We start from the raw sequence: 20,011 nt of genomic DNA on the forward strand, positions 1-20,011 counted from the left end.
CCATAACGGGGTCTCATTCTGTGCGGGGTGGCCATCGCTGGCCGGGTATCTGATTTCGTGTCGATGGACGCTCGACTCCGCGACGTGATCAAGTCACCGGCGGCGGTTCCTGCCCGTCGTTTCGCGGATCGCGGCAGGTTTGATGTCTGGCGGCGGCGAGGATGGGCGCGGTGGGTACGCGCCATTGGCGGCCGACGCGGATGACCGGCACCGGAAAGTTGCCGGCGTTGGCCAGTTCGTAGGCGTGGTTCTCCGAGAGGGCGAAGATCTCTGCGGCGATGAGCAGCGAGGTGAAAGCACCCAGCGCTTCGATCGCCTCGACAGTCCAGGTACGTGTGACGGGGCGCATGGAGTGCTCCTGAAACAGAAAAAGGAGGCTCCCTTGCGGGAGCCCCCTGAGGGCGAAGATGCGGATTCAGATGTGTGGGTATGCCGTGCGGGTCGGATCAGTCGGCGTGCCTGCTCGGCGTGTCTGCGTCCGGACGGCCGGCCGGGATGGTCGGGACGCGCATGACGGCCCGCTGGACTGCGGCGATGTCGTCGGGCGTTGGCCTGCAGGGCGCCGATTCTGACCCGACCCGATGCGTACACCCCGCTGGGTCCGGACTGTCGCCGCGCACCTGAGGGGCCGACCCGCTGGGTGGGACGGAGACGGCTATTCGGTGGCTGCGGATCTGGATGGGCCGCCGTCGCCGTGCGGGGTCTTCGGTGCGTCGTGGTCTTTGACCTTGTCCGGTTGTCGACGCGATACGGGCAGTCCTCGTTCGCGAACCTGCCCTGCCGTGGTGAGGGAGGTTTCCTGCCAGCCGCGCTACTAACGTCGTCCCGCTGGGCGCCGGGGCTGATCGGCTGCCGAGTACCTCGCCCCGGTTCAGCTAACGTGAGCTGCCGTCTTGTCGACTCAACAAATACATTCGAACGACAAGTGGCTGCTGACCGGGACGGTGTTCCAGATGGCTCGCAGTTTGCCGATGGCGTTGCATGTCGGTGCGCATCGCGGCGAGCTCGGCGTTCCGGACGTGTCCCACGGGGCTGAAGCACCATCCGGTGTCCGAGGTGTCCAGCGCGTCGAGGTCGGCCAGGTTCGGTTCGTGGTCGAAGCTGAGCTGCAGTTCGACCTGCCACAGGATCGGCAACCAGTCCGCATCGGCCTGGTCGCCGGCTACGATGGCGAGTTGCCTGGTAAAGGACAGGCTGGGACGTTCGTTGTTCCAGCTCCACCGCCCCCACTGAACGATGAAACCATCAGCGTCCGAACCCGGGGTCTCGTCTATGCCTTCGACGTCGGCCTGGAGGAATTCGCAGTACGCGTCCCATGCCGCTGCGACGTTGGTGACCGCCTCGGGATCGACGCCATGGTCGCGAAGCAGTTGCCCGAAGATCGCCGCACTCCGCTGCCAGTGAATACGCACGGGGCAGGCTAGCAGGCGATCGATCCTGCCAGCGGCCCCGCAGCCCGGGGTCGACCGCCCCACCGGCCAGCGAGCCTGGGTACGCCGTGATGTGCTGACACCTACCAACCGGCATTTGGAAGAGCTGACGAACAGGCCCCAGCCCGCCCGTCTCTTCCACGCTCTTTCACGCCGTCTCTGCCACACGCGACCCCGGCGTGGAAGAGGCCGACGAACAACCCCGTCCTCTTTCAGCCTCTTCCACGCGAGGACCTAGCGACCTCTTCCAAACAGGCGAACGCCATGGAAGAGGGCCCGATTTCAATGGTTATACGGCTTTCGTGAATCGCTGGCAGAGGCTGGGAGAGGCCGCGAGAGCCATCCTGCGCCTCTTTCTTGGTCCGCATCGGGTACCAAGGGGCGGGTGGAGGGAATCGAGGCCCTGCGTGTCACTGGCGGCAAAAGCCCAGGTCAGAGCATCAAAATGCGGTGGGATGGCCGGTAGGTATGGATAGTCCGTGGCGTACGGAGCACGCGAGCGATGACGGGTAAAACAGGCTCTGACCTGCGGTGTTAGAGGTGTGGAAGAGGTGGGTGCGTCACTAGGGGGCTATATCCGGCGCCGATCGGGGCCGGAGTACACCGCGAGGAGCCCCGCAATGACCACCGCCTCGCTGACGACCCGGTCCTCCGTCCTGGCCGTCGTCGACCATGCCTGGGACCTGCTGACCCGTGTGACCCGCCGCTTGTACTTGGACTGCGACGCCCTCGACGCACGCCGGGACGTTTCCCGCCGGCCCCCGGCCCTTGGTGTGGTCGTCGCGGGAGTTGCGCGACGGGATGCTCGAGCGTCCCCACGCCCATCTGGCCCGTGACGTGATCTGGCGGGAGACCGTGACGAGAGTGCGGGCCGGTAACCCGGCTGGGTCATCGCCACGGTTGGGTCTGGTGATGCCCGCGCTGGCGCGCTGCGCCGGCAGGCTCACCGCCGGGTACCGGGGCGAGGTGGCCGACACTGACGCGGAGATCCTCGCCGGTTACCTCACCGACCTGCGCGGCGAGGACCTGGGCCTGACCCGGCCGGCGGTGTACGCGAGGCTGTGCTGGGCCGGGCGGCGCGCCGGGCGTGCAGCTGCGCCGCGCGGATGAAGTCGAAGCGCCGCTGGCGGACGTGGACACGACGCCCGGGTCGAGGGCACCGGTGGTTCCGTGGCGTCATGTCGATCTGCCCGTGCACCGAGCCCGCGACGACCTCGGACTCAACGTCTCAGACGACGCCGAGTCCTGGATCGACGTCCGACTCCGAGGCAAGTGCACCTGGCTGATCTCCGTGGCCCGTGGCCTGAGCGTCAACGTGACCGACGCGTCGCCGGCGTGCTCGCCGCCGGCCGGCTCACCGGCCACGCCTCCCCCGGCGCCGCCCGCCAACTCTCGCCCACACCGCCGCCCGGTCGCGGCACGGCCGTCACCTGCCGGCCCACGGCCGGTGACTGCTGCCTGACTATGCCCCTCGTCCCTCGGTTGGCCCGAGGGCTTGATTGCTGCTCTCGGATCCAGGGTGTGTTCCCGTTCCGGATCCGGAGCTTCCGGCCAGGCACCGGGCTGGCAGGCCGCGCCGCGGCTCCCGGCGGCGGTGCTCTGTCAGCTCGGGCGATGTCTGGCAGAGGACGGCGGCGGACATTGCGGACGACGGGGGTCCGCTCTTTCAGTGCTCTTCCACGGGTGAAAGAGCACTGGAATAGGCCGATGCGTTCGTCAGCTCTTCCAAACGCCGATTGGTAAGTGTCGGAGCCGCACGCCCAGCCCAGGCGAGATCTACCCGGCTTCGGGATTCCGTCTGTGTGCCGGACACCCTGCTCCAGGTGCCTTGTCACGTGTACTTGTTCGGACAAGGCGGCCCGCCGCCGGCATCCGTGTCGACCACGCCGAGCACCCGCTGTCCAGCATGGCACGTGTCCGGCCGGTGAACGCCTGGCCTGCTCGCCGTCACCGAGGCTTCGGCTGTCGCTTTCCATTTCTATGCCACGGGCCGCCTCACAGCACAGCCGGCGACCGAGTCCACAACGAGGGAAAGGGCCGCCGCTTCCTGCGGCTGGGGGTTGTCAGGCCGCCGGCAGCTACCCCGACGTGCGCCCGCGCACCGGGCGCCGCTGAAGTGCTGGGCCGCCGGAAGGGTGTCGTGCTCGGGGTCGCCGGCCAGCGGGATGAAGCTCGTGGAAGGAGCCCGGGTGTCGTCGAGCAGTTTGTGGCGGTGGTTTGCGTCCGGGGAGAACGCCCGGTTGCGGGATACGGGCGTGGTGCACGCGGTCGCCCTGTGCGGCTGATGGGGGAACTCGTGGTTCCCGGAGCGCGGTGTCACACGGGTGTGGCCGGCGCGGGAGCTTGGCGCGGTCGCGCTCACGATGGTCCCGATGACGTGTCGGACCCAAGCCGAGTTGGCTTGTCTGCGCGGTGAGGCTGCGTGCCCGGTCGGGCGTTGGTTCGAGTTGTTCGACCTGCCGGCCTGCTCTGCGATGTGGAGACGTCTGGGCCTGGGGATGTCTGCGGTGGCGCGGGGTGTCGCCGTGTGTTCCGGCGATCGGGTGCAACGGTCGTGAGGACGAGATCCTCGGCGGTGCGGGGTGGTGGGTGCGGCCGGGGTTGTGTCGCGGCGGCGGTGACGTTCCCGACCGGCCCGAGGGGCGGGTGGGGTGCGTCTGCCGAATCGCGGTGGGGCCCTGGCGGGACCTACCTGGGGTGCCGGGTGGTGCGTGTTGATCAAGGGATGTTCATGACGTTAGCTCGAACACGGCGGAAAGCAAGTCACAGCCAGGGGCGAACACAGCAGGCGCCTCTGTCAGGCTCGGTCAGCGCGGGTGGGCACCCGGCGTTCGGGCCGACGTCGAGTCCTTCGCCGGCCTCCACGTCTCGATGCCGGCGCGGCCGGTCGGGTCCACGCCGGCCGGGCGGGTTCGTGCAGGTCCCCGCCCTGACCGGGAGAACCAGCTGCGCGGGTACGGCCAGACACCCTCCGAGGGAGGGACCCTTCCCCATGCGGATCTCCCACACACCCTCGCCCACGTCGACTAGGACCTCGCCGCCCTTGGGGACCCGCGACGCTGGCGGGACTGGTCCGGCCCGGAACCGGGTTGCCACAGGGGTCGCCACACCGGTCGCCACGGGGGTCGCCACGCGCTGACGGCGTCCGGGCCCGACCACCCGCGGCCGATATGGTCGGCAGGCTCGAACGCGCAGGTCACGGCCCTGAACGAGCAGTCGTCCGCCAGGGCGGTCGTGCGGGGGCTGCTCAGACTCCCTCCAGTTGGAGGGACCCTTCCGCATGGAGACATCGCACGGGACCTCACACGTGGACTGACCGACGCCGTCAGGTGGGGCGTCGGGTGGGGCGTCGCCCGGGGCGTTGTGCGTCCGCCGGCCCGTGCCCTGCCCGGTGTCCCGGCCGGGCATTCGCGCAGCACACAGCCCTGACAGAGGCCGACCCTCCCAGTGCCGGCTTCGTCGTCTGCTCAGACTCCCTCCAGTTGGAGGGACCCTTCCGCATGGACACATCACACGGGAGGCCACACAAAGCCCGGCGCCGGACGTGCTCCCGATCGACCGGCGCTCGCCCGAAGCCGGCGACAAGGCCGCCCAGCGAGCCCCGTCCGGACGTGAACGAGGCGACCCTACCTGACCGGCGAGCGTGGCACCGACCGGGCACGTGAGGCCCTCAGTAGCAGGCACAGCCCCGAACCAGCCACTGCCGCAGACGGGGCCAGACGGCGTCGGAGGGGCACGGCGGGCCGTACGTCGGCGAGTACCAAAGGGGCTTTCAAGAGAATGCCCACGTGCATAGCCGCAGTTGTCCCCAGCGAAAGAACCCGTCGGCATGACTTGACCTTTCGGCGAAGTGGAGCGCTGATCGACGCGCCCGCCGACCCTGTCTCCAGCGCAGGGCGGCACCTACCGTTGAAGGGGCACCCCATGACACCGACACCGACCACGACACCCAGACCGCACCTCGCTGGGAGTATCGAACTCGCCTTGCTGTGGCACCTCGCAGTGCCGGTGCTGGCCGCCCACCAACCCGACCCCGATGACCGGCACCGGTGCGTGAGCCTCCTGTGCCGCCACGAGACCTACCCCTGCCAAGCCGCCCGCACCGCCCACCGCGCACAGCGCCTCGCCACCGCACCGGCCGAGGAGACCCCGGCCGAAGCCCACACCATCGCGCGACCGGTGCCTGTGATCAGCCGAACCCCAGCCAGGCCCGCGCCGGTCCCCGCGAACGGGACACGCTTCTGGGCTCCACGCCCGGCACCCGACCGGGGCCCTTCCTGGCGACGCGCGTCTGACCGCTACCACGGCAGGCACCGAGCAATGCAAAGAACTGCGACCCCACCCCAACCCTGGCAGGACGGCCGGTCGTTACGGCAAGCCGCAGCCTGACGCCGTACGCCTCCAGGGCTGTGGATCCAAGATGCCAGAAAACTGGATTCGGTCTCCCGCGTGCCGGAAGCGCATGCGACTGGCACCTCCGGAACCGGCCAGCCGGAAGGGGTGAACATGCGCACTCTGAGTTTTCAAACTCCGGGTATACGTAGTCAGACTTGCTGGTCAACGCCGTTTCAGGCGCGCACGATGAGGTCGACGGTGCCAACCAGCCGTTGGCCAGTCGAACTTGAGGAGGCATCCGACATGAGCCAGTCCCACGCATCCGATCCCGTCGCACTCGCCCAGGCCGAAAGCGCCACAGCCGTCACCCTCGTGGCCACCGCAGCCGAAACGCAGACCCTCATCCGCGAACTGGTGACCCAGCTCGCCGCCGCCGAAGCCCGCTACGCCACCGAGTACAAAGCCGTCCTGGACACCTGGGGCACCGCTAAGACCTCGAAGTTCGGACTCCTCGCCCCTGACAAGGTCACCGCAGCACCCCCACCCGGCAAGACACGACGTGCCCCCAAACGTCCGAGGGGCACCACACCTCCAGCGGCCGCCGATCGTGTCACCAGTGCCGCTACGCGAACCCAACCGCCGCCCCACCCGCGTGAGGACTCCGCCCGGTCAGCCGGCGGCCGACCCTCACCCGTCCTGACCTGACGATGCGCCAGTAGCAGCCTGTCACCGTCGTCACCGCGACAGCCTGACGGCGACGATCAGGCCCACCGGCAACAACGCACCCGTGGCTCTTGGAACGCCGAGCCGGCGGGTCACCGGCGATCGCGCATCGGCGCCCGCGCGAGGACCTCGACGTACATGATCCGGTCGTCGACCACGTCCAGGATCAACATGCCCTTCGCCGGAAGCAGAGGCACACACCGGTGGCCCGGGCCATACGCCCCGTCCGGCCGATCGGCGGTGTAGAAACTCTGGCAGAAGTCATCACCACAGCCGCAATCAGCGACAAGCCGAAGACCAGCGATCGCCGTCGCGAGGTCGAACTCGCCCTCCTCGACGAGGAGAGAGGCGAGCTCCGCGGCCAGATCAGGGAAGACCACACGGACCAGCGGAAGGTCAGACGCCATCCGCGCACCCTAACCGGGCTCGGTAGACCACGCGTCGCAATTTCTCCGCGGCCTTGGCGACCTGGTTGCCAGTCGCCCACACGGGCGCCGTCTAGCACCAGGTCCGTCGCGACACGACGAGAAGGTCGAGCGCGCGTCCGGATTCGCACACGGCGACCCCAGCCTCAGGTGAGGCTGGGGTCCCCGAGCGGATCTATGCGGTACGGGGCCGGTTGCGGGGGATCAGCCGTGCGGTCCGCTCCGCCGTTACGCGTTCCACTTCTTGCAGGAGGCTGGTGTAGGTGTCAGCGGTGGTCACGAAATGGGAGTGACCGAGCAGTTCCTGGATCTCTTTGAGGTCACCTCCGGCGGCTTTGGTGAACGTGGCCGCTGCGTGGCGGCCGTCGTGGATTCCGACGGGCGGTAGGCCCGCGTGGCGGACGTGGCGTTGGAAGCGCTCGGAGACCAGGTCCGGATTCCACGCCCCGCCGTCAGGACGGCGGAAGAACAGGTCAACGTCGACGTAGACGTCACCGCCGTCGGGCATGGGCGTGCGCATCCGCACGGTATGCGGCCAAGCCGACCCGGCGGCGGCCTTCTGGGCGGCGCGCCGTTGAAGGTAGTCGCCCAGGTCGATGACCGTGTCGGTGTCGAGGGCGATGATCCGGTCGCCACTCCGGGTCTTGACCTTCTTGTACACAAGCTCGCTACCACCGTGCAGGGCGACCTGGTGGCTGATGACGGCGGTGGCGGTGTGCCGGTCGATCTGATCGGCGCGGACACCGAGGGCCTCGCCGCGTCGGGGTCCGCGTTTGAGGATGAACGCGAAGACCGGATACAGGTCCAGGTCATGGACCTGCACGTAGTCGAGGAACGCTCCCGCCTGTTCGGGTGTCCAGACCATGACCGAACTCGGAACCACCCCGGTCGCCAGCCATTGCGCGACCCGGGCCGGGGTCCATACCCGGGCGATGGGACGCTCTGCCGTGGGGAGCTCGACGTGGGTTGCGGGGTTGAACTCCAACAGCCGGTCTTTGACGATCGCGTCGTTGAGCGCCTTACGCAACGTCGCCCGGATACGGTGCATGGACGCCGCCGACACCGTCTTTTGCCCCCGCACACCGGCACGCTCCGAAGGATCGGTGCTGTTTCGGGCGGCCCGGATCGCGGCATTGCGGGTGGTGACGGTGGTGAACATGGCGGTGATGTGAGCGCGCGTGAGCCGGTCAAGCGCCAGATGGCCCAGGTGGGGGACGAAATAGTTCCGAATGTGTCCTCGGTAGTTGGCCTTCGTCTTCTCGTCGATCTGTCGGCCATCGACCCAGGTCGTCAGGTACTCCGCCACAGTGACCCCGGCTGCGGCGCACACCCCGGCACGCAGCCGTCGGGCGACCGTGTCGCGATCCGGCAGCGGCATGCCTGGCCGGACCGCGCGCAGCATGGCCACTATCTCCTCACGCGCCACCTCGTCGTCACCGGCCAGGAACAGCAACCCACGCGCCAGGTCACGCTCCGCCAGGGCTGCGGCCTTGCTGTTCTTCTCCGCGTGCGGCGCACGCCGCAACTGGCGCCGCCGACCATCGGATGCCCTGGGCAGCTCGAGCTGGTACGCCCATATGCCATGGCCCGAACGCCACGCGCCGTTCACACGCCGAAGCTCCGGGCACTTCGCACCGAGCCGCTTTCCGGTTACGTCTTTGCATGTGCACCACTTGAAGGCCGACCTGCTCGCAGTCATCAGATGGTCACTACTCGGTTTGAAGCAGGTTTCGGCCCGGTTGATCGAGTTCTTGATCGCATACCGAGGACAACTGCAGAGGGCGTTGCGTACTCGTTCTGATAGGTATGCTCCGAGCGCGGCAGTAATGAGACCTGAGTCGCTGGTGAGCGCTGAGCCGAGCTGCCCGCACGCCAGCCGCAGCCACGTCCAGCGGCTTTCAGTTCACCCCGCGAGTACGGGCAGAGCCGGACTACGAGCACCGCCTGGTCGCGGTCGATCGGTCCACCACCACGAGCGTGGGCCAGAGCGTGTCGTGGTCAACTCGTGCTGGTCCGCGACGGTTCACCCCGCACACGCGGGGATGTTCCCGCCACGTACACCGCGATCCTGCTGGGCGCCGACTCGACCCCGCACATGCGCGGATATTACGAGCGTGAATCAGTACGCCCAAAACTGCGACCCAATAATCGGGATTTTCGTCGAGTCGACCTGGGCGTCCCAGTCGACATCGCCGTCGGCCTCGGCCAAAGCGATGACCCGTGACTTCAGCATCGCCCAGGTGCCGTCGGCCGCCCACCTGCGGAAACGCTGATACGGCGTCTTCCACGGCCCATAGCGTTCCGGTAGATCCCGCCACGGCGAACCCGTCCGTTTCACCCAGCAGATCGCGTTGATCACCTGCCGGTGATCACGCCACCTGCCACCACGAACAGGCTGTGCCGGCAACAACGGCTCCAACACAGCCCACTCCGCACCACTCAAATCACCACGCGCCACAACTACTCAACCAACCAAAACCAAGATCCGCGAGACAGAACCTAGCCGCAGCAGCCGGTCAAGCCAAGATCGACCTCGTCCGCCAAGCCGCCGAACGCCAGGCATTCATCCGATCGTTGTCCAGCCAGCTCGCCGAGGGCACGCAGCGGATATGACGCCGAGTACCAGGCCGTCGTCGTTGCCTGGGGAGCCGCCGATACCGGAAAGTTCGGACTCCTCGCGCCCGATAAGGTCGCGGCAGTCGCTCCCGCTAAGCGTGTCCGCCCGAGCGTGCCCAAGAGCCAGCCGAAGCAAGAGGTGTCGACCACTAGCACTCCCGACTGAAAGCCGCACGAATCGGCGACCCGGGCTCGCACCAGCTCCCGGCGGGTTGCCGCCTTCAGGCGTAGTTGCGCACAGTCGTAGGCGGAGAATGCCCGCCTGGCGGGGTTTGATCCTGACGCAGGCCGCAGCTCACACGCAGATGAGGTTTTGCCAATTAGAGTAGGGGCACCCGGGGGCCGACGTCGTACTCATCCCCCATGCAACCGATAGGAAGCGACGGCAAATGCCTCTGGACGTCGTTTTTGGCGAGAGCCGCAACCGTAGCGCGGCCCAAGCCCTCGCTGCGCAGTTGCGCGAGGTCGTGCAGGAGGGAACGGTCTACCTCGCCTACCCTGTCCTCGCCACCGCCGATCAGCGGGTCGAAGTCGATGCGCTGCTGGTCAGTCGCGACCATGGGCTGGTCGCTTTCCTTCTGGCCGACGAGCCTCCCACTGAAGCAGGATGGGCCGAGGTGACTGCCCAGCAAGACCGCCTCTACGCGGCGCTGGAGAGTCACCTCCAACGACATGAGGGCCTTCGGTCAGGTCGCCGCCTCGCATTGACGCCGGCCACGGCCACCATCTTCGCCGCCCCAGTCTCGCCTCCCGAGACGGAGGGCTATTACGGCGACATGGAGGACGTCCCGGCGTTCCTTGCGACGCTGTCGCCGATCGGGCCAGACCTTGAGCGCAACCTCCAGGCGGCTCTGCAGCGCGTGTCGACCATCAAGCCCGCCAAGAAGCGCGCTGCGGTGGAAAGGCCGTCCTCTCGAGGCGCTGCGCTCAAAGAGATTGAGCGTGGCATCGCCAACCTTGACCGGTGGCAGAAGGCGGCGGCCATCGAAAGCCCTCAAGGGCCTCAACGGATCCGCGGCCTGGCTGGTTCGGGAAAGACGGTCGTTCTGGCTCTCAAGGCCGCCTACTGGCATGCCCAGAATCCCGATTGGCACATCGCGGTCACATTTCACAGTCGCGCCTTGTATCAACAGTTCACGGACCTGGTAACCCGGTTCAGCTTCGAACACAGCAACGACCAGCCCGATCCCGATCGTCTGCGCATCGTTCATTCCTGGGGATCGTCTGGCAGGCCTGGCGTCTACAGCATGATCGCCGCCGCTCTGGGTGAGACACCCAGAGATTGGGCCTACGCTCGAGGTAAGTACGGCATGGATGACGCGTTCCAGGGCGTTTGCCTGGAGCTGTTGGAGATCGCCCGGCAGCGGACGGTCGCCCCGATCTTCGACGCGGTGCTAATAGATGAGGCGCAGGACCTCCCACCAGAGTTCTTCCAGCTCGTCTACCTCTTCACGAGGGATCCGAAGCGGATCGTATGGGGGTACGACGAACTTCAGAAGCTCTCGGACGCGGCGATGCCCGACACTGACGAGCTGTTCGGCACAGGGCCGGCCGGCGAGAGTCTTGTGAGCCTCAATGCGGCACCTGACTCGCCGCAACGCGACATCGTTCTTCCGGTCTGCTACCGCAACACTCCATGGGCCCTGGCTACGGCGCACGCCCTGGGCATCGGCGTCTACCGTGCCGGTGGCCTGCTGCAGCATCCCGATGACCCCGCCTTGTGGCAGCACATCGGCTACGACGTCGTGGGCGGCAACCTTGAGTCTGGAAGGCCGGTGACCCTTGGTCGCCGGCAGGACAGTTCGCCCGCGTACTTCCGGAACCTGCTTACCGCAGAAGACGCCGTCGTTGTCCGGTCCTTTTCCAATGCGGAAGAGCAAGACGCCTGGGTCGCCGACCAGATTGCCATCAATCTCTCGATCGATGAGCTCGAACCTGATGACATCCTGATCGTCCTCCCGGATGTCATCAGGTCAAAGAGTCGCGCACCACGGTTGATCCGTGAGCTGCAACGCCGCAACATAACCAGCCATCTCGTCGGAGTGAACACTAGCGTCGATGCGGTATTCCAGCCGGGCTCCGTCGCGATTGCCCATATCTACCGGGCGAAGGGCAACGAAGCCCCGATGGTTTACGCGATCGATGCGCAGCACGCAGCCGGGGCCTTCAATGCGGTCACTCGCCGCAATACGCTGTTTACGGCGATTACCCGCAGTCGGGCATGGGTGCGAATCACTGGCTGGGGCGAGGCCATGGCGCCAATCGCCGCCGAGGCACGCAAGGTCGTGGACAAGAACTTCAATCTGGAATTCACGGTTCCGACAGAAAAGCAGCTGCGTAACCTCCGCCATATTCATCGGGACCGCTCCAGGCAGGACGAGGTCTCCATGCGCAAGGCGACCGAGGGCCTCCAGGCATTCCTCGAAGCGATCGACAGGGGCGACATCGATCTGCACGACCTTCCGCCAGCTATGCGCACCAGGCTCGTCACTATGCAGATGGAAGCCCCAGGTGACGACGACTAGGTCCATCCGCGACGAAGTCCAGAATGTACTCGACTACCTCGTTGACGCGGAGCTGGTCCGATACGCTAACGGTATTTCGATGGGGGCACGTCGAGTCACGTGGCACGCGCACAACCCGGCTGCCGAGTTCATGACGACGCGCCTACACGCCAACTTGGAGCAATATCTGCACTGGGTAACCAACGGCATCTACTCGGCGATCCTGCGCGATGGCAGTCTGCTGCAGATCACCTACGAAATCGCGAACGGACGGATTACTGGCCATCGGCTTGCTTACATTCCCTGTCCGTTTCTCCTCGATGAATCGCTCCTCGACGAAGGCGAACCTCTCGCCGACGTGGTGAGCCTCTACGGCGACATTCGCGATGTCGCGCTGAGGTCACCGGTCCGTTTTGACTATGACTTTGCTGCTGCCGGACCCGGCCACCCCGCCGCGCACATGACGATCAACTCGGTCGACTGTCGCATCGCCTGCATTGCTCCGATGCATGTCCTGCGGTTCGTGGACTTCATCTACCAGCACTTCTACCCACAGTACTGGCGTGCGCACGCGCCCTTCTTCGCCGAGGCTGTATGGAGACACGTCGGCCAGTTGGAGATCGTGGACAGCGACCGCAGGATGCTTCACCTCGCCTGGGACGTGCACGCAACGGCCGCCGGCTAATTATCTGACTAGCCGGCGGGCCCAACCGACGTGTTCAGAGGTATTCGTCGGCGAGTTCGCACAGGTGGAGCACAACCGGGAACTTGGTGGCCTGTTCGGTGTGCAGGTAGGTGCGCCGCAGGTGGGAGGCCAGTGTCGCGTAGGCGTCGGGGTCATCGGCAGGCTGGAGGAAGAAGGGCGATATCTCCAACGGGACGGGGTTGGACACCTGCCGGATGAAGTTGCTGAGGATGTCCGGGTCGAGTTTCGTCGCGCCCAGGGGCGTTTGCATCTGGTCGGATCGCTGGTTGATGGAGTAGTACACCCTGCGGGTAAAGGCGAACAGGCCATGGATGCGGGAGACATGGGTCAGGTGGTCGGCGGCGAACCCACGGGCGACTTCCATAGTGGTGGAGCGGTCCCGCACGCGGATGATGCGCAGGCCGGGACAATCGCTCGGCTGCAGGAGTTCGAGGCCGCTGTCGTCGTCGGTGAACTCTGTTCCGGGAACCGCCAGCTGGTCGGTCCGGATGTGCTGGTCCTGCAGCCAGTCCCATCCCCAGTTGCGGAAGCTGGCCGCCCGCACGAACACCACCCTGTCGTGGGTGTCGGTGCCGACTCCTAGAGCGTTGATGAGGAACTGGGCGACGATATCTTTCTGCTTGGGCCCAGAGGCGATGCGTCCTTTGGCTTCGGCGAGGGCGCGGGGGAGATCGCTGTAGTCCATCGGCTCGGTCTTGGTGCCGTGGGCTGCGGCGAGGTAGGCGGTCGCGGTGCCGTCTGTGCGCAGGCGGATGACGATCGGGATGCAGGTGTTGCCGTCTCTGTGGAGCCAGACGCCGACCTGCTCGAGGTCGGGAAGTTCCTTCGGCGTTTCATACGCGCCGAGCCGGCCCAGCTGGCGTAGCGCGTCGTTGATCGCGGCCGAGGCTCGGTAGATCGTGCCCTTAGTGAAGGGCGTACCTGGGTACGGGGTCGGCGGAGCCTTCTTGGAGTCCTCTTTCCACGTCGTCGGCGGGGCGAAAAGCTTGCCCGGACGCAGGCACTGCAGGCGCCTGCCGGTGCGACCGAACGCCTTCTTCAGAGCCTTCTTCGGGTCGATCCTCTGGGCTCTGGCGAAGAACTTGTCGTCCTCGAGTTCGAAGATGGCTGCCCGTTGGTCGGGCGCCTCGCCGATCGCCCGGGCGACAGCGTTGGCGTGGAGGCCGAGCAGCGTTGACTCTGGCCGCGTATCATCGGGTCCCCGGTCGATGCCGGCGCCCAGCACGCCGACGTCTTTCAAGATGACGGTGACGTTGAGGCTCCCGGCGAAATGGATCAGGCTGGCGTCGGCTGGGTCGTCGCTCCGGGTGAGCTGATGGTGGTGCTCGAGTGCCGCCAGCACCGCGCTTCGGGTTGTGTCCGACTGCGTCCACAACTCCAGGGTGTAGACCTTGGAACGGTCCTCCACCGGTTTGACCCGCCTATTGATCTTCTTTCCGACGCGCTGCAAAGACGGGACAGGCTCGATACCGAGCGGAGACAGGATTTCGATGAGTCGCTCGTGGGCTTCGATGTGGTCTGCTGGGACGTAGCCAGTATTGGCAGCGTGTAGCAGCGAGCGCGCCTTCTTCACTTCTTCGGCGCCTTGTGGCTCGAAATCGTCGATATCTGCGGCCTGGCTCTTGCTGCCAGTGCTGTAGAGGATGAAGGCACGAATAGCCCCTTCCTCCGCTGCGGTGGAAGGGCGTCCGAAGACCTTGTCGGGTGCCGGGAACGGCAGGTGAGTTGTGCGTGCAAGTGCCGTGGCCAGTCCAGGACTCCACCGCCACTGACGTCCCTGGCCTTTGGCCCCCCTGTAGGTGACGCCGGCAGCCAGCAGCGTGTGGGGTTCGTGCTGGCGGAGGAACCCGTCCGGTGCATACAGCCACACCGTAGCGCCAGGCGGTCCGTCACCTCGGGCAGGCACGTGGGTGACGGGCATCATCGGGAACCGGCTCGTACTCAGGTCGGCGTGGATATGCGGGACGGCGTGGTTGGGCACGGTTTCGACATGGAAGGTGAGCTTCCCCGTGACGTAGCCGCTGCCGGCCCGCGCATCTTCGATCTTCTCCGGTTGCCACAGCACAGCGTCACGCCGACCGTTCCGTAGGGGTGGCCCGAGAATCAACGAGCGGCGCTTGCCGAGAAGGGTCAGTCCTTTGGCGGTGACCTGGCGGGCGACGAAGGTCGGCAGCAGGTCGTAGACATGCGGTGCGGGTGAGGCGGTTCCGTTGGCGCGCACCGTGTACTCGAGCAGGTTGAAGGTACGCGGGACGAAGATCAGCTCTTCGGGATCGAAGAACGTGAACCAGTCGACGTCTGTCGTCTCGGAGCTGATCTCGGTGGTGGCCCAGGATGCGATGGCAATGGTGAGGAGATCGAGGTCAGGCGGGTCGAAGGCGGTGAGGAAACGGTCATTCGTCAGGTTCCAACCCGCATGGATCATCGCCGGGTCCAAGCCGATCAGCATCTCCTGTAGCCCGCGGGTGGGCATCGAGCGGCCCTCCTTGTATCCGGGCTTGGTGCGGTACTCCTTCACAAGCTCTTCGAGCCACCTTTGGGGGAAGCGCGCGATGTGGCATTGCACGTCCCACCGCGCGCCAGGGGCGAACGTGAAAGCGTTCATTCGGAGCAAGTCGCTCATCTTCTTGCGGACGGCGTCAGCCATGGCTGGTCTTCCTCCGGGATCCGAGTGGGTGGTTGGTGCGCACCAGGTGACCCATCAGGCCCCAGACTGCGGTGTTGATCGCGTACAGGCGGCGGTCCTCATCGCAGGCATCTGGACCCGGGTCGGTCAAGAGTTGGCTGAGGAGCAGATCAGTGGCGACGACGAGGCTGGTGCGTTGGGTATCGGGAGCACTGTCCTTGGTCGCGAGGCGCTCGGCGAAGGCCGCGTCGCACAGCAGCACCTTGGTGGGCTGGTTGCCGCGGATGCTGCGGCCGATGGTCTGGCTCATCGGAACGAGATTGTTCGCCACGAAAGCAGACCGGTAGCGCGGGTCGAGGTTGCGGAACTGGATGGGACGTCCGATCACGTCGAACCACATGCCCCGTGCGGCGTTGCGCATCTGCCGAGCGGTGTCGGCGATGTCACCTGGCAGCGCGACAGGCGGATCTTGGAGGTAGCCCAGGGCGAGCTGGCTGACCATCGACAAGGGAAATGCCAGGTCGAATGGCGGTGGGTGTGAGCGGGTGAGGTAGATGACGGCACCAAGTGCTGCGGTGTCGTTGGAGTTGAGGATGTTGTAGCCGCGCTGGATGGACATCTCGGCGGCGACCAGAATGTCGGAGGGGCTCTTGCCGAATCCGCCGACGAGGCGACGCAGGATCCCGTCTTTGCCTGGGTCGGCGGCATCGGGGACGACGTTGCGCGCCCTCAGCGGCGTGCGGTTGTTGACGTGGTCACTAACCTGGCTGGCCTCCCTGCCCGACAGGACCACGAACAGCAGCTGCTGGCGGTCAGCGGGCAGGCCGGCGCGCAGCTCGTCGACGATACTGCGATGGCGGCCATCGACGGGCTCGCACAGGGCCGTCACCATCTGGCGCAACGCGTCGGCGCGGCGCTGCCCGAACTGGCCGGAGACGAAGATCGCGTCGTCAGTACCTGTGCGGGCGGCTTTGACCGTCATCGTCGAGGTCATCAACGCGGCCTGGTCGGCGTCGGGCTGCCGCAGCACCGCGGTTGGCGTGATCGGGATGTGGTAAAACGACGAACCCGGCGCCCAACTGGTCGCCGAGGTCAAGATCACGTGTGGTCCGTCGACGCCCTCGTCGGAGAGTAGGTCGTGTGCGTGGTGCAGGAGCCACCGCCCGACCCCGTGGACCCACAGCAGCTGCAAGGAGGCCCCTCCGTTGCGGTTGGCGGCCCACCGCAGCGCGAGAATATTGCCCATCGGCGCTTCCGGAACCAGGGGCCGGTAGTCGCGGGGCGGCTGGTCGAGCCAGAACGTCTCCTCGTCTGGGAGGCGGAGCCGGGCACGGACGGACGGGTAGATCGTGGCCATCTCGAAAAACGTCGTGGTGATCCTGGCGGCCCACGTCGCCGCCTCGATTACCAGGCGCAACAGGTTCCGGTCGTGCTCCAACTGTGCCGGAGTGACGTGCTGGGTAGAGACGTGCGCGTCGATCCATTCGTCGATCGCGGCGGCCACCGCATCATCGTCGCGGCGTTGACGGGTCAGCTGCTCTGCGACGGCGGTCAGTCCGTGCCCGTCGGCGTTTTCGGGCCGTTCCGCGAAGTCCTGGAGGTGCTCGCGGTAGAAGTCATCGGCGAGGTCCTCGATGACCTTGTCCCCGTCGACCCGTTTCGGTAGTCCGAACAGGGTCCGGGCTACCTGCCGCAGAAGCGAGTGCGCGGTGAACGTCGCATCGCCAAGAAGATCTTTGAGCGGCTGTCCAGATGGGGTCAGGGCGAGGCGGTTGAGTGCGAATACCGCCTGCTCGTGGATCTGTAGGCCCTCCTGCCACCGGGTGACGTCGGCATCGACGACTGGGGCCATGCTCTGCTGGTCGAGTCCGCTGTTGGTGTGGGCGATCATGCGGTGAGTCCAGCCCTTGTCGGCTGCCACGAGCTGTTCGGTCTGGACGAATTTCGAGTCGAGGACCTGCTGCACCGCATCGGCCTCGTCGATAACGAGGAGGTCGAGATGGTGTTGGGCCGCCTCGAACCAGCGCATCGACACGGTGGCCGGCTCCGCCTTGCTCGTGATGAGACACTGCGGTGTGGTCACCCACACCTGCGCGGCGGCGATCTCCCGGTGGGCCTTTTGAGCCGGACACACCGACAGCAGCGGACAGTCATACGCGCTGGATCGCTCGGTGTCGGCCTCTCGGAGTCGGCCGCGGCATGGAGTTTCATCGGGGTCCAGCGGTGCCCAGTCGGGCTGGTGGTGTTGGCGGAACGGCTCGAGTAGGCAGGAGGTGTTCGCGTAGACGGCTGCGGCGTCGGCCGGGGCGAACTCGTCGGGAATGAGGTTTTCGGCTTCCTCGACCATCGTCCGCCAGTAGCGGGCCGCGTGTTCGCCCCGGGAGCTTCGTCCGATAAGCGGCACGGCGTTGATCCCCAGCGCGCGCAGGAACGACACCTTGGCGAACACGTCGCCCACGGAGCTGACGACCAGGCCGACTCTGTCGTCGTGGTCGCGAACGCGGTTGATCGTGATCAGGTCGGCGAGCGTCGTTTTTCCGGAGTTCATCAGGCCGACGAAATGCTCGACTCCGTCGAGGGTGAAGTCAGCTGGTCGGTCGATGAGCTCCACCGAGGCCGGGTCCACGGTGTTGAACCGCATGTCGGCGGTCAGGCGCTTGGTGAAGTTGCGGTTGGTGATGTCCGGCCGTGTCGCTAGCTGCTCGTCCACCCACGCAGCCGTGGTGGCCAGATCCTTGTCGAAGGAGATGGTCCACGGTTGCCGGACGCGAGCCGTTTGAGGTCGGATGGGCTCGATCGGCACCACCAGCGGGAGAACGCTCGGGAACTGGACATGGTGCGTTTTCCCGGACGCCTGGAATGTGTAGCGCTCTCCAGGTTGGGCCGCAGGGTAGGTCGGGGTGGGCGTGTAGATGAGCGGATCTGCCAGGGCCGCCGGGTATGCCTGCTCACGGCCCAGGCAGAAGGACGATGGCCGGGGGGCGAAGACGGTGTGGTCGTTCACCCGACGGGTGGGGTCATCAGTTCGGTCGAACGCCCGCCAGGCATCCGGTATCCGCATGTACTGGTTCAGGAGCCTGCGCCAATAGCCGCGCCGCGCGACGTCACCCATCCGGTGTCGGACCCGCCTCGTCACCGCCGATAGGTCTTCACTCGGGCGCACGTACCCCGACAACAACGCCTGAAGAGCGCCGACCGGCTCGCCCGCCAGATGACGGGTCATGAAGTATAGGCCCAATTCCACCTGCAAGAACTCCTCGCAAGGCATGACGTCCTCGGGGAAGGACTGATGGCGCATCTCCCGCGCGAGGGCGCCGCGCCATCCGGACGAATCCCTCATTGGCAAATCCTTCGCGCCGTGGCCTTTACTCGCCTAACCAGGCGGTGTTCATCGATGACGGTGACACCGCGAACGCGCCCGTCGAGTTCAGTTTCAAGGTCCTCGACATATCCCGGCTGATCGGCGCGATGCTTAGGCAGGGCCAGGAACTGCTGGTCACAGCGCATTGTCGCCGGCCACACGAATCCCCGCCCCAGCAGCCGGGCGCTGACCTGATCTTTGGCATCAACTCCCCAGGTCTCCAAGACTGCGGGTTGACCGTGGACATCGGATCCGAGGAACTCGATGAGGATGTCGAGGACGTCTGCTCCCGGGTACGGAGTAACTCGCACCACGCCCTGCAGGCTCTCCTCACAGAGAGCATCGATGATACGCGCTTCGACGAGCCCTGGATCGTGGACGAACCGGCGGGTGGCCCGGTGTTGTTCATAGATCACGGCCAGCGGTCTGGCGATCATGTGCTCAGGTGCGCCCCCGCCGCAGCCGGGTGTCCCGCAGGAGCTGACGAGATCAGGCACGGTGTTCTTGCAAGCGGGACACCGAAGGTAGTTCTGCGGTCCATGGACTGGTCGGGCGACGTAGGCGATTTCCACGAGGCGACGCACGTAGGTCTGGCCGCTATTGTCGGCGCGGTCGAACTTTCGCTCCCACGGTATTAGGTCGCGGTCTGTGAGCACGGGATGGTCGATCATCAGCCGCCGCAGCGCCGCGTAGGCGGTCTGCACCAGCACGTCGTCGTCTCCACCGTTGGCTGAGGCGGCGGCCCGTAGGGCCAGGTGAACACGATTCTCCATCCACTCCGCCTCGACGTCCGGGCGAGCCAAACGGGCACCCTGCTCCGCGAAGCCCGACAGCTCCCCTGCAACCAGCAGGCAGTTCTCCAAGTCCTGATCCGACAACAACAGCCCCACCGGCCACGCAGACAAAGGGTGGGCGCACAGCGCTAACAACTCCAGGTCACTCTCGAGCGGCGCGACGTTCTGAGCCTGGAAGCGCCACCACAGCCTCGTGAAGCCAGCACGCCACGATGCCGGCAGCAGGCCATCGTCATTGCGCCCGCCTTCAGCGGCGTGACGCCTTCGATGAAGGATTCCCGCCAAGCCGGCAGACAGCATTGTCACTGTCAAGTAGTCGTCATCCACCGCGACACCGCTCCGAAGGCGCGGACCTTCTGTACTCGGATCCGCAAGCCCAGCCTCCACGCCTACCTCCAGCTCACAACGGCCGACGCCGAGGGAATGCATCGCGAGCGGTGACACATGTCAGCCTCAACCATCGCTCAGAGATCAACTTTCACTACCCACAG

At 66.2% G+C, this 20,011-nt stretch carries 10 protein-coding genes and 1 pseudogene; 3 read left to right on the forward strand and 8 right to left on the reverse strand.

Features of this window, described 5'->3' with window-relative positions; genetic code table 11:
• Window positions 1-88: 88 nt before the first annotated feature.
• Entirely contained in the window at window positions 89-349 is a 261-nt protein-coding gene (locus tag AB0M43_RS35270) for a DNA-binding protein (protein ID WP_363731177.1), read from the reverse strand.
• A gap of 526 nt (window positions 350-875) precedes the next feature.
• Window positions 876-1,412, reverse strand: coding sequence for a hypothetical protein (locus AB0M43_RS35275; RefSeq protein WP_363731179.1), 537 nt, complete (start codon window positions 1,410-1,412; stop codon window positions 876-878).
• Between the two features lie 930 nt (window positions 1,413-2,342).
• Here AB0M43_RS35275 and AB0M43_RS35280 point away from each other — a divergent pair.
• The gene (locus AB0M43_RS35280; protein ID WP_363731181.1) at window positions 2,343-2,540 is read left to right on the forward strand and encodes a hypothetical protein; all 198 of its coding nucleotides are present in this window, start codon (window positions 2,343-2,345) and stop codon (window positions 2,538-2,540) included.
• A 4,040-nt stretch (window positions 2,541-6,580) separates the two neighbouring features.
• Here the strand turns inward: AB0M43_RS35280 and AB0M43_RS35285 are convergent.
• From AB0M43_RS35285 to AB0M43_RS35295, 3 genes and pseudogenes are all read right to left on the reverse strand, one after another.
• Complete coding sequence (locus AB0M43_RS35285; protein WP_363731183.1) at window positions 6,581-6,895, reverse strand: hypothetical protein; 315 nt, start codon at window positions 6,893-6,895, stop codon at window positions 6,581-6,583.
• A 193-nt stretch (window positions 6,896-7,088) separates the two neighbouring features.
• Window positions 7,089-8,522, reverse strand: a complete 1,434-nt coding sequence (locus AB0M43_RS35290) for a tyrosine-type recombinase/integrase (protein WP_363731186.1) — start codon at window positions 8,520-8,522, stop codon at window positions 7,089-7,091.
• 627 nt (window positions 8,523-9,149) lie between these two features.
• Window positions 9,150-9,371, reverse strand: a pseudogene (locus tag AB0M43_RS35295) (transposase); the annotation flags it as partial.
• A gap of 547 nt (window positions 9,372-9,918) precedes the next feature.
• Between AB0M43_RS35295 and AB0M43_RS35300 the strand changes: the two are divergent.
• Complete coding sequence (locus AB0M43_RS35300) at window positions 9,919-12,054, forward strand: ATP-binding domain-containing protein (RefSeq protein WP_363731189.1); 2,136 nt, start codon at window positions 9,919-9,921, stop codon at window positions 12,052-12,054.
• On the forward strand, window positions 12,041-12,718 hold the full coding sequence (locus AB0M43_RS35305) for a DUF2290 domain-containing protein (RefSeq protein WP_363731191.1): 678 nt from the start codon (window positions 12,041-12,043) through the stop codon (window positions 12,716-12,718). The genes AB0M43_RS35300 and AB0M43_RS35305 overlap by 14 nt, the downstream gene beginning before the upstream one ends.
• Window positions 12,719-12,752: 34 nt before the next feature.
• Here the strand turns inward: AB0M43_RS35305 and AB0M43_RS35310 are convergent, their stop codons facing one another.
• Genes AB0M43_RS35310 through AB0M43_RS35320 form a run of 3 tightly spaced genes read right to left on the reverse strand, consistent with a single transcriptional unit; the run spans window position 12,753 to window position 19,847 of the window.
• Window positions 12,753-15,386: a DUF3962 domain-containing protein gene (locus AB0M43_RS35310; RefSeq protein WP_363731194.1), complete on the reverse strand. Its 2,634-nt coding sequence runs from the start codon at window positions 15,384-15,386 to the stop codon at window positions 12,753-12,755.
• Complete coding sequence (locus AB0M43_RS35315) at window positions 15,379-18,705, reverse strand: hypothetical protein (RefSeq protein WP_363731195.1); 3,327 nt, start codon at window positions 18,703-18,705, stop codon at window positions 15,379-15,381. Before AB0M43_RS35315 ends, AB0M43_RS35310 begins: the two co-directional genes overlap by 8 nt.
• Window positions 18,702-19,847, reverse strand: a complete 1,146-nt coding sequence (locus AB0M43_RS35320; RefSeq protein WP_363731197.1) for a hypothetical protein — start codon at window positions 19,845-19,847, stop codon at window positions 18,702-18,704. The genes AB0M43_RS35315 and AB0M43_RS35320 overlap by 4 nt, the downstream gene beginning before the upstream one ends.
• Window positions 19,848-20,011 lie beyond the last annotated feature (164 nt).

The sequence above is a fragment of the Longispora sp. NPDC051575 genome, from assembly GCF_040681875.1.
Taxonomy (GTDB): Bacteria; Actinomycetota; Actinomycetes; order Mycobacteriales; family Micromonosporaceae; genus Longispora.

What these genes read in the sequence shown, in the direction of transcription:
- AB0M43_RS35270 (WP_363731177.1), bottom strand. Translation starts at nt 349, where the DNA reads ATGCGCCCCGTCACACGTACCTGGACTGTCGAGGCGATCGAAGCGCTG.
- AB0M43_RS35280 (WP_363731181.1), top strand. Translation starts at nt 2,343, where the DNA reads ATGCCCGCGCTGGCGCGCTGCGCCGGCAGGCTCACCGCCGGGTACCGG.
- AB0M43_RS35285 (WP_363731183.1), bottom strand. Translation starts at nt 6,895, where the DNA reads ATGGCGTCTGACCTTCCGCTGGTCCGTGTGGTCTTCCCTGATCTGGCC.
- AB0M43_RS35300 (WP_363731189.1), top strand. Translation starts at nt 9,919, where the DNA reads ATGCCTCTGGACGTCGTTTTTGGCGAGAGCCGCAACCGTAGCGCGGCC.
- AB0M43_RS35310 (WP_363731194.1), bottom strand. Translation starts at nt 15,386, where the DNA reads ATGGCTGACGCCGTCCGCAAGAAGATGAGCGACTTGCTCCGAATGAAC.
- AB0M43_RS35315 (WP_363731195.1), bottom strand. Translation starts at nt 18,705, where the DNA reads ATGAGGGATTCGTCCGGATGGCGCGGCGCCCTCGCGCGGGAGATGCGC.